This is a genomic window from Desulfurobacterium indicum (assembly GCF_001968985.1).
Taxonomy (GTDB): domain Bacteria; phylum Aquificota; class Aquificia; order Desulfurobacteriales; family Desulfurobacteriaceae; genus Desulfurobacterium_A; species Desulfurobacterium_A indicum.
Map to the genome: position 1 here is coordinate 1 of NZ_MOEN01000041.1, position 11,065 is coordinate 11,065.

Annotated in this window: 11 protein-coding genes and 1 pseudogene; 6 read left to right on the forward strand and 6 right to left on the reverse strand. The window is 38.2% G+C overall.

The window, feature by feature from the left end:
* The 6 genes from BLW93_RS08200 to BLW93_RS08225 form a co-directional block, all read right to left on the reverse strand.
* On the reverse strand, positions 1 to 378 hold a 378-nt coding region (locus BLW93_RS08200; RefSeq protein WP_173790638.1), incomplete at its 3' end, for a transposase.
* A complete protein-coding gene (locus BLW93_RS08205) occupies positions 344 to 2,155 on the reverse strand; it encodes an NADH-dependent [FeFe] hydrogenase, group A6 (protein WP_076713596.1) in 1,812 nt (603 codons plus the stop codon). The genes BLW93_RS08200 and BLW93_RS08205, both read right to left, overlap by 35 nt.
* Complete coding sequence (locus tag BLW93_RS08210) at positions 2,085 to 3,422, reverse strand: complex I 51 kDa subunit family protein (protein WP_076713597.1); 1,338 nt, start codon at positions 3,420 to 3,422, stop codon at positions 2,085 to 2,087. The genes BLW93_RS08205 and BLW93_RS08210 overlap by 71 nt, the downstream gene beginning before the upstream one ends.
* A complete protein-coding gene (locus BLW93_RS08215) occupies positions 3,415 to 3,852 on the reverse strand; it encodes an NADH-quinone oxidoreductase subunit NuoE family protein (protein WP_076713598.1) in 438 nt (145 codons plus the stop codon). Before BLW93_RS08215 ends, BLW93_RS08210 begins: the two co-directional genes overlap by 8 nt.
* 88 nt (positions 3,853 to 3,940) lie before the next feature.
* Positions 3,941 to 4,843 (reverse strand): 4-hydroxythreonine-4-phosphate dehydrogenase PdxA, encoded by a 903-nt coding sequence (pdxA, locus tag BLW93_RS08220; RefSeq protein WP_076713599.1) that lies wholly within the window; start codon positions 4,841 to 4,843, stop codon positions 3,941 to 3,943.
* 17 nt (positions 4,844 to 4,860) lie between these two features.
* A complete protein-coding gene (locus BLW93_RS08225) occupies positions 4,861 to 5,172 on the reverse strand; it encodes a hypothetical protein (protein WP_076713600.1) in 312 nt (103 codons plus the stop codon).
* Positions 5,173 to 5,285: 113 nt separating this feature from the next.
* On the opposite strand from BLW93_RS08225, the gene purT reads away from it, so the two are divergent.
* The 6 genes and pseudogenes from purT to BLW93_RS08980 form a co-directional block, all read left to right on the forward strand.
* Positions 5,286 to 6,464 (forward strand): formate-dependent phosphoribosylglycinamide formyltransferase, encoded by a 1,179-nt coding sequence (purT, locus tag BLW93_RS08230; RefSeq protein WP_076713601.1) that lies wholly within the window; start codon positions 5,286 to 5,288, stop codon positions 6,462 to 6,464.
* The gene (locus BLW93_RS08235) at positions 6,465 to 7,103 is read left to right on the forward strand and encodes a metallophosphoesterase (RefSeq protein WP_076713602.1); all 639 of its coding nucleotides are present in this window, start codon (positions 6,465 to 6,467) and stop codon (positions 7,101 to 7,103) included.
* A 72-nt stretch (positions 7,104 to 7,175) separates the two neighbouring features.
* Positions 7,176 to 8,867: an EAL domain-containing protein gene (locus BLW93_RS08240; RefSeq protein ID WP_158025385.1), complete on the forward strand. Its 1,692-nt coding sequence runs from the start codon at positions 7,176 to 7,178 to the stop codon at positions 8,865 to 8,867.
* Between the two features lie 59 nt (positions 8,868 to 8,926).
* On the forward strand, positions 8,927 to 9,529 hold the full coding sequence (gene clpP / locus BLW93_RS08245; RefSeq protein WP_076713604.1) for an ATP-dependent Clp endopeptidase proteolytic subunit ClpP: 603 nt from the start codon (positions 8,927 to 8,929) through the stop codon (positions 9,527 to 9,529).
* A 2-nt stretch (positions 9,530 to 9,531) separates the two neighbouring features.
* Positions 9,532 to 10,770, forward strand: coding sequence for a bifunctional 3,4-dihydroxy-2-butanone-4-phosphate synthase/GTP cyclohydrolase II (locus BLW93_RS08250; RefSeq protein ID WP_076713605.1), 1,239 nt, complete (start codon positions 9,532 to 9,534; stop codon positions 10,768 to 10,770).
* A gap of 90 nt (positions 10,771 to 10,860) precedes the next feature.
* Positions 10,861 to 10,989 (forward strand): annotated as a pseudogene (locus BLW93_RS08980) (transposase); the annotation flags it as partial.
* Between the last annotated feature and the right edge of the window lie 76 nt (positions 10,990 to 11,065).

An 11,065-nucleotide genomic window follows, 5' to 3' on the forward strand; every position in this document is an offset into this window, starting at 1 on the left:
TATTTCCTCTAAGGTTACCTGCGATATTTTGCTTATGGTTGAGGGTGAGTATTTAAGTTCAAACACGCTTTCAAGAGCCTGGGCTACTGCTCTTGCACTCATACCAGAGGCAAACATCCCAAGTATTAAGTCTTCAAGATTGATATCTCTTCTTCTATAAGGTTCTATCAACTTTGTTCTGAATTTTCCCTCTCTATCTCTTGGAATTCTCAGATTTTCAAGCTTACCGATAACAGTATCTAAGTTTCTAACGTAAAAGCCGTTCTTTGTTCCTCCATGTTCTTTAAGAAACACTTCTCTTTCAGCCGTCATGATTGACTCTAAGGTTTGCTTTACCACTTCCTTAACTAGGTCTGGTAAAATCTTCTGTAGTTCCATTTTTGCCTCCTGGGGTTGGTATTTGTGGGGTGTTCCCCAGGAGGTTATCCCATTTCTCAAGCTTACACAAAATATCGTACACTACCCTGTAAGTGGTGTGAAGGATATGGTGAGCTTTTTCGCCACCGATAGCTCCAAGGTATTTTTCATAAACGGCTTTTATATAAGGATTCTCATGAGATTTCCTCAAAACTCTTTTCTCGTCATCGCTATAAAGTCCTTCGGATCTTCTTTTAATCATTTCTGTCGTTGAAGGTATAGGTTGACCACCGCCGCCGACACATCCACCGGGACACGCCATAACCTCAAAGAAGTGAATTTCAACTTCTCCATTTTTAATCATATGAAGAAGCTTTTCCGCAGCGGAGAGAGTATGAGCAACAGCAACCCTGATAATTGTTCCGTTTACGTCAACTTCCGCAAACTTAAGATCTTCCATACCGCGAACCGCGGTAAATTCAAGCTTATCAAACGTGCCACCGGAAAGCCAATCAACGGCAGTTCTTAAAGCAGCTTCCATAACTCCACCAGTAACACCAAAAATAGTAGCCGCACCTGTATATTCACCAAAAGGCTTATCGGCTTCATCTTCAGGTAACTTTGAAAGGTCTATATCAAAACGCTTAAGCAGTCTTGCAAGTTCTCTTGTCGTCAGAACATAATCGGTGTCTCCACTAAGTTCAGGCCTTAAAGCTTCGTACTTCTTGGCAGTGCACGGCATAATAGTAACGTGAATGATCTTTTCTTCGGATATCCCTTCTATCTCTTTCATATAACTTTTAACAAGAGCGCCAAGCATCGCCTGAGGAGATTTACAGGAAGAAAGGTTAGGAATAAACTCAGGATGAAATTTCTCAACGAAGTTAACCCATCCGGGACAGCATGATGTCGCCATAGGAAGAACACCACCGTTCTTTATCCTACTGATCAGCTCGTTAGCCTCCTCAACAATCGTAAGGTCGGCACCAAAGTTTACGTCATAAACCCTGTCAAAGCCCAACCTCCTGAGAGCAGATACAAGCTTTCCTACAACAACCTCTCCAGGCTCCATCCCGAAAGGCTCTCCGATTGCAACCCTGACAGAAGGAGCGAAAGATGCAAAAACGAGCTTTTCCGGATCATAAAGAGCCTCCAAAACCTTCTCCGTATCATCCCTCTCTGTAAGAGCTCCAGTAGGACACCTCACAACACACTGGCCGCATACAATACACGGCGTTTCTGACATTGATAGGGATTTAGGCGGTTCAACAGTTGCATCGTGTCCTTTTCCAAAAAATCCATAAATACCAATACCCGGGATAAGCTCACAGGTATTAACACACCTCTGGCACTTAATACACTTAGCCGGTTCCCTTGAAATTATGGAATTGTCAACACCTTCGTCTGTGTATATCGGTTCTACTTCAAACTCTGGAAAACCAAGGTGTTTTGCGACTTTTCTTATCTCACAGGTTTCGTCCCTTTTACAGACTGGACACTCTATCTTATGGTCAGCCAAAATCATTTCAAAGACGGTTTTTCTGACATCTCTAACAGCAGGGGTGTTTGTCTCAATTTCCATACCGTCTCTGACCTTCGTTATGCACGCCCTCTGAAATGTTCTGGCACCTTTCACGTCAACAATACAAAGACCGCAATGACCACCTTCGCTCATCTTTTCCATAAAGCAGAGTGTCGGAACATAAATATCAAGTTTCTTACAAACTTCAAGAATCGTCTGTCCCGACTCTACCGTGTATTCTTTGCCGTCTATTTTTATGGTAACCGTCTCTGTCATTCTTACCTCCTCTCACGTGGGCAAGCCATTCATCCCTAAATTTCTGAATGGACTGATATAAAATATTAGGTGCAGTCTGGCCAAGCCCGCAGAATGAAGCCTTTCTCATTCCTATAGATATTTTTTCTATTTTTTTTAGGTCTTCCTCCGTTCCGTTTCCCTCTTTTATTCTGTGAATGAGATTACAAAGAGAAACTGTTCCAAGACTACATGGACGGCACTTACCGCAGGATTCCGTCCTGAAAAACTCCATAATATTCTCAGTTACATCTACTATATCTCTCGTCTCATCAAGAACAATAATTGTTCCACACCCCGGACCTGCTTCAATAACACCAAGTGAATGATAATCAACAGATATATCAACCTCATCGTATCTGACAAGTGTTCCAGATACTCCACCTAAAATAACCGCTTTAAGTTTCTTACCATCTTTTACCCCACCTGCAAGTTCTATAATTTCCTTTATGGTTGCACCGAAAGGAATCTCTATAAGACCTTTCCACTCAATATCACCGGAAAGGCTGAACAACTTGGTTCCATGAGATCCATCTATACCAAATTCAAGAAATCTATCTGCACCTTCACTTATAATAAAGGGAAGATTTGCAAGGGTCTCAACGTTGTTAACAACAGTGGGTTTTCCGTAAAGCCCTTTTTGTGGTGGAAAAGGTGGTTTTTTTCTCGGTTCTCCCCTTTTTCCCTCTAACATCTCAAGAAGTGCTGTCTCTTCACCGCAGACATAAGCACCGGCACCCCTTTCAATTGTTATATCAAAAGAAAAATCTGTTCCGAAAATATTTTTACCCAAAATTCCCATATTATAAGCATCAGCTATAGCCTTTCTCAGTCTTTTAATAGCCTTAATGTAATCACATCTAACGCATATTATTCCCTCATCGGCACCTATTGCATAACCTGCGAGAATCGTCCCTTCAATAAGAAGATGGGGGGAATCTTCCATAATTATCCTGTCTTTAAAGGTTCCTGGCTCTCCTTCTTCACCGTTAACAACAACATATTTTTTGTCAGATTTTTCCTTTGCAGCAAGTTCAAACTTTAACCCGGTAGGAAATCCTGCACCGCCTCTACCGCGAAGCTGGGACTTTTTAACTTCCTCTATTACATCTTCCGGGGACATCTCTTTAAGAGCTCTTTTTAAAGCACCGTATCTACCGGCCTCTATGCATTTTTCTATATCATTCGGACATATCTTACGGGCATTTTTAAGAATTACAGGTTCCCCGATAACCTTAAAATCAATCATTATCGCCCCCCATATATTCCTTCAAAACCTCAACAACTTTTTCAGGTGTCAAATTTCCGTAAGGCACATTATTTATGAGAATTACCGGAGCAGCTGTACATAAACCAAGGCAGGAAGTTCTTTCCAGATAAAACTTTTTATCAGGTGTTGACTGACCAAAATCTATGCCCAGGAAATCTTTTATTGCATCAACAACTTCCTGAGCCCCTTCCAGATGGCAGGGAAGATTTTCACAAACTCTTATAAGGTATTTTCCTCTCGGTTTATCTGAAAGTCTTGGATAAAAAGAGATAACCGAATGAATATCTGCAGGACTTCTTCCAGTTTTTTTTGCAATTTCAAGAATTTTATCTTCAGGAATATAATGTAATTCATTTTCCTCTTGAATTTTAAGAAGTTCTTCTATAAGAAAAAACTTTTCCTCTTTCATAACACCCTCACGAGAAGTTTTCTCCCATTTTTACAAAATTTTTACATGTTAGTCAAATTTAACACACCAACTTTTGATAAAAACACTTTCACACACTTAATCTTATCTTCAGTCTAACAGCAAAATTAACCGCGGAGAGAAAACTTCTAATATCAGCTACACCTTTTCCGACAATGTCATATGCAGTACCGTGTCCGACGGATGTTCTAACAAAGGGAAGACCGAGAGTTATATTAACAGCCTCTGAAAAGCCAGTAAGCTTAACAGGAATCAATCCCTGATCGTGATACATACAAACTACTATCCCGAATTCACCGGAAACCGCCCTGTTAAACACCGTATCGGAAGGAAAAGGACCTTCAACATCTATTCCCATCTGTCGGGCTCTTTCTACCGCAGGAGTAATTATCCGTGCTTCCTCATCTCCAAAAAGTCCGTTCTCACCGGCGTGAGGATTAAGGCCAGCTATCGCTATTCTTTCATTCGGAAAATACCTATGAACAAGAAGAATCTTTTTCAAAATGGAATCGGTAGAAATTAGCCCGGGAACCTCTTTCAAAGGAACATGTATCGTCTCAAGAACAACTTTAAGCTTAGAATTGGCAAGCATCATAGCAAAATCGGAAACACCAAACTCAGAAGCAAAAAATTCAGTATGACCGGGAAACTTAAAACCGGCAAGCTTTATAGCCTCTTTATTAATAGGAAGTGTTACAACGCCCCAGAGTAATTCTTTTTTAATGTCATTCACAACGGCCTGAAGGTACGAAAGCTGAGCTTTCCCGGATTCAAGCGAAACAGCCCCAAACGGAACGTTACAATCGGAATAAACATCAAGGAATTTAACATTTTTAAAAGCGTCAAATCTGCTAAATCCCAAATTTTGCAGAACGGAAAACGAACAATAAATCCTGATAGGAAAGCCAAAAGATTCAAGGCTTTCAAGACTTTTTACAACGATTTCCGGCCCGATACCGGCCGGATCACCCATAGTTACGGCTAAAGCTTTTATAAATCGCCTCCGTTAGTATCATTTCCAAAATTTTCAGGTGGAAGAGACGTTCTTTTTATAACTTCAGCAACAATTTTCTCACCTAAAGTCTTAAGTTCCTCTGAAAGCTGGCGAAGTTTATACTTCAATTCCACATTTTCCTGTTCTAAAGCCTCGCATCTTTCTGACAATTCCTGAATCTTATTCTCATATTCCTTTTCCAGCTTTTCAAACAACGCAAAAAGAGAAACTGAAATGTTCTCAAGTTCAGCTCTGTATTTGCTGTTTTTATCAAAATTTCCTTCAATTATTTCTTTTCTATCTTCCATAATAAATCCTCCTCTTTTAATATGTTTATTTTTTTCAAATTTCCTGTATCTAATATTCTATCAAGATTTTCCACTTTAATATAATACCCTATAAAGAATTTGTGGAGGAAAAAATGATAGGAACACCACTTTTAAAAAACGCTGATAAGATAATGCTACTCGGTTCAGGAGAGCTTGGCAAAGAGGTAACCATTGAAGCACAAAGGCTTGGTATAGAAGTTATAGCCGTTGACAGATACCAAAACGCCCCAGCCATGCAGGTAGCACACAAAAGCTACGTTATAGACATGCTGGACGGTAACGCCATCAGAGCAATAGTCGAAAGGGAAAAACCGGAACTGATAGTCCCGGAAATAGAAGCGATTCACACGCCTACACTGCTTGAACTTGAAAAGGAAGGCTATACGATAATACCTACAGCAAAAGCAACAAGACTTACTATGGACAGAGAAGGTATAAGAAGAGTAGCTGCCGAAAAACTGGGACTGAAAACTGCAAAGTATGCCTTCGCCGACACAATAGAAGAACTTGCTGAAGCTGTTAAATACGTGGGACTTCCAGCAGTCATAAAACCGATAATGTCATCGTCTGGAAAAGGACAGAGCATAATAAGAACAATGGCAGAAATAGAAGAAGCATGGAAATATGCTCAAAGCACGAAAAGAGGAATGGGAACGCGAGTAATCGTAGAAGAATTCATAGAGTTTGACACGGAAATAACGCTTTTAACGGTGAGAGCCGTAAATGGAACGTTTTTCTGCGAACCTATAGGTCATCTCCAGATAAAAGGTGACTACAACGAAAGCTGGCAGCCGGCAGGTATAAGTGAAATAGCTAAAAAAAGAGCTCAAGAAATTGCCAAAAAAATAACCGACGAACTTGGTGGACTTGGAATTTTTGGAGTTGAACTGTTTATTAAAGGTGATGATGTGATATTCAGCGAAGTCTCCCCAAGACCGCACGATACAGGAATGGTAACAATGATAACTCAAGATATGAGTGAATTTGAACTTCACGTAAGAGCGATACTTGGCTTTAACATAAATCCGCCTAAATTACTCTACTCTGCAGGTGCGTCTAAGGTTATATTATCTGACGTAAAAGGCTGGAGTCCCGGATTTACAGGAGTTGAAGAAGCAATGGCAATGGAAAACGTAAAAGTAAGGCTGTTTGGTAAACCCAATACAAAACCCGGCAGACGAATGGGCGTAGTGCTGGCAGCCGGAAACAGCATAGAAGAAGCAAGAAAACTCGCCAACGAAGCTGCATTAAAAATAAAGGTTGTAGTGTAAATGAAAATCGATGTTATATCTGACCTTCATCTTACAAAATTAAATGAATTTGTTGAAATAGAGCCTCAGGGAGAATTTATAATCATCGCAGGCGACGTCAGCTCCGATGCTGATGTCGTCATTGGCTTTTTAAATGACCTATCTAAAAAATACAGAGCAGTGATTTACACTTTTGGAAACATAGAATTGTGGCATGACAGTAACCCATACAACAAGTTAAAAAAGATAAAAAAAAATACAAACAACAATGTCTTTATACTGGATTTTTTAAAAGGTATCAAAATAAGCAATTTAACAATTACAGGAGGTATATATATATCACCTGAAAATCTAACATACCATGACAGAGAAAATATCGCAAATACAGATAACTTTATTAAAAAACTATCCAATCTATCCAGAACTTCAATCCACAAGCAGATCAAAGAGTTAAATCCTAAAATTATAGTTACCCATTATCCTCCAGTTTCAATATCAAAGTTAAAAAAGCTATACAATACTAACGAAATAGAATTTTCAAAAATATGGGTATTTGGCCATTACCATCAGTTCAAATCGTTCATAGGAACTCATCCCATAATAAAAGATGTATTATATGTAAACAATGCTTCCAACAAAATAATGAGTCTGGAAATATAAACAAAACACATCTTGACTGACAAATAACTTAATTGTAAAATTATTTGCGAAAATTAAAATATGGTAAAAGTCATGGAATTTAGAGAATCGCTTAGAATATATAATATTACAGACAAAGATCTTAAAGAAATCAAAGAACTAAAAAATTTTTTTTCCGATGAAACCAAAAGAACGATAAGCAAAGAAACTTTAAAATTCATAAAGGAAAAACTACAAAAATCCTCGCAAATAATAGAAGATTTGCAGTTCCACAAAAGTTTCATAGAAATAATATCCAAATTCCTTGATAAGATTTTTGATGTTAGGAAAATAGATATATATATAGATGTGATAGCGAGAACCCACTTGAAATATATACCTACAGAAGATTTCATAAAAGATTATGGAAAGTTTCTTCAAAATGTAATTAACTCTATACAGGTTCCCGAAGAAAAACTGCCGACTTTCAAAAAATTTATTTTCATTCTTATACTTGTTTCATATTGTATATTATTTAAACAAATATCAAACAGACTTGAAGAACAGAATTCAGATTCTGTTACAAAACTTCCATCAAAAATATATCTAATAAGAAATTTTTCTAAACTTCTTAAAAAATCCAGAACCATAGCAATAATAGACATAAACGACTTCAAAAACATAAACATTTATTATGGCTTCCAGGCAGGGAATAGTATTTTAACCTACATGGCCTCCTTTTTAAAATCTATATTCAAACAGGCAACTATTGCAAGAGTTCAAAATGACGAATTTTTCATACTATCAGAAGAACCACCTGAAACAGTATTCCAGAAATTAAGAAATTTACAAAATGACCTTAAAAGCATCCCTTTTGAAATTCCTGTAAAATCAGGAATTGAAAAAATAGTGATATTTTTCACAGGAGTAATATTAGAAACTGAAAGATGTAAAAATATGGACTACAATACACTATTCTGGATACTATATAAAGGGATTAAAAAAGCAAAGAAGAAAGAAAACAATATAGAAATCATATATCGTGATGAAATATCATCTTATATTTTACAAAGAAAACTAACACTTGATGTGATAGAAGCTATAAGGAAAAGGAAAATAAAAATAAGACTCCAAAAAATAGAAAACCTTATAAACGGCAAGCTTCTTTTCAAAGAATCTCTTGCAAGAATTCCTGCATCTGACAGTATAATAGAAGCTGAAAAATTCATAAAATTGGTGTGCCAAACAAACATAGAAGAAAAACTCGATATATTAATGGTAGAGAAACTATTAGAGATATATAAAAAGAAAAAACCGAATTTTCCGATTTCTATTAATCTTTCTTCTCTTTTTATGCAGAACAAATTCAACTGGTTTCTGGATAGAATCACAAAAGAAAAAATAGAACCGGGAAAAATCATCGTAGAACTGACAGAAAGAGAAGATATCCTGGCCATTCCAAACATAGTTAAAAAAGTAAACATCCTAAAAAAACGTGGAATCAAAGTTTTCGTCGATGACTTCGGAGTAAAATATGCAAACTACGAACTATTAAGAATTTTACCTGTTGACGGTGTCAAAATTGACGGGAGCATAATAAAAAACATAACAACGAACGAGCTTGATCAACTGTTTGTGACTTATGTCTTTAAACTAGCTCAGATGAGAAATCTCAAAATCGTAGCCGAATACATAGAGAAGAAAGAAACAAAAGAAAAACTTGTAGAAATATCCTCTGCAACTGGCTTTACAGAACTTTACGGTCAGGGATTTCTGATCGGAAAGCCAGAAATCGTCAGCATCTGATTTGAAAACACAATCACTTTATCTTAATTTTTAAAGATACATCATATCAGGAGGACTCAATGGAGAAAGTAATCAACCAACTCATTCCGATGGTAATAGAACAAACAGGGAGAGGCGAAAGAGCCTATGACATCTATTCAAGACTGCTAAAAGACAGAATCATATTTTTAGGAACACCGATAGATGACAACATAGCAAACCTCATAATCGCACAGTTACTCTTTCTTGAAGCTGAAGATCCCGAAAAAGATATCTATCTTTACATCAACAGCCCCGGCGGTGTTGTAACATCAGGACTTGCGATATACGACACAATGCAATATATAAAACCAGACGTATGCACCATCTGCCTCGGACAGGCTGCAAGTATGGGAGCAGTGCTTCTGGCAGCAGGAGCAGCCGGTAAAAGGTTCGCACTTCCCCACTCAAGAATAATGATCCACCAGCCGCTCGGTGGATTCCAGGGACAGGCAAAAGATATTGAAATTCACGCAAAAGAGATATTAAAACTTAAAAAGATGCTAAATGAAATACTGTCACACCACACCGGGCAGTCCGTAAGAAAAATTGAAAAAGATACAGACAGAGACTTTTTCATGAGCGCAGAAGAAGCAAAAGAATACGGAATCGTTGATAAAGTTCTCTACAAAAGAGGAGAGTAAAGGTGGTAAAAGGCAGATTCAACCTCAGCACCGTAGAAGAAGCCATAGAAGATCTTAAAAACGGAAAGATGATAATTGTTGTTGACGATCCTAACAGGGAAAACGAAGGCGACCTTGTAATGGCCGCAGAGAAGATTACCCCGGAAGCGATAAACTTTATGGCAAAATACGGTAGAGGATTAATCTGCCTTGCACTGCCAGAAGAGCGATTTGACGAGTTAGGCATAGAGATGATGACGCCAAAGCCAACAGACCCCAAAGGAACGGCTTTCGGTGTCTCCATAGACGCCCATCCAAAATTTGGAACAACCACAGGAATATCAGCATACGACAGGGCAACAACAATAAAAAGAGCCATAGCAAAAGATGCCAAACCAGAAGATTTTGTTAGACCAGGCCATGTATTTCCATTGAGGGCAAGGAAGGGAGGTGTTCTCAAACGTTCAGGACACACGGAAGCTGCCGTTGACCTTGCAAAACTTGCCGGCCTTTATCCCGCAGGTGTTATCTGCGAAATCATGGATGAAGACGGAACAATGATGAGACTCCCGGCCCTAATAGAATACGCAAAGAAACACAATTTAAAGATAATAAGCATCGCCGACCTAATTGAATATAGAATGCGAACAGACACGCTTATAAAAAGAGAAGCCGTTGCCAATCTCCCAACAAAATATGGAAACTGGAAGATATACGCTTACACAAGCACGGTTGACAACAAAGAACACGTAGCCCTTGTAATGGGAGAGATAAAAGAAGACGAACCGGTACTTGTAAGAGTTCATTCCGAATGCCTAACAGGAGATGTGTTCGGCTCTTTAAAGTGTGATTGCCAGTCACAGCTTCACAAAGCAATGGAAATGATAGCAAAAGAAGGAAAAGGTGTCATCGTGTATCTCCGTCAGGAAGGAAGAGGAATAGGACTTGTTAACAAAATAAAAGCATATCACCTTCAGGATCACGGATTTGACACGGTAGAAGCAAATATAAAGTTAGGATTTCCCGCGGATATGAGAAATTTTGGAATCGGTGCCCAGATATTAAGAGATTTAGGTGTAAGAAAAATGAGACTGATGACAAACAATCCAAAGAAACTGATAGGACTTGAAGGTTACGGACTTGAAATAGTTGAAAGAATTCCTATAGAAACAGGTATATGCGAACACAACATAGAATATCTTAAAACAAAAAAGAAAAAATTGGGACATCTTATTGAAAGCATCAACGACGATAGAACTTGAGGGAGTGTCCACCCAAGTGTGTAAAAATTAAACCTAAAGGAGGGTGGACACATGAAAAAGAAATATGATCCAGAACTCATTAAAGATGATCTTAAAAAGCTCATCCAACAAACACTCAAAGAAGCATTAGAAGCAGAGCTTGAAGAGTTTCTTGGCTATTCAAAGTACGAGCGTACTGATTCTAACAACTCCAGAAACGGTTATATCTCCAAGACTGTGGTTGTGTCAATAATTTTGTGTAAACCATTAGGAGTACCTCCTGGAGAACATATCCTGAAGTTCTTCCTTAGCCTCA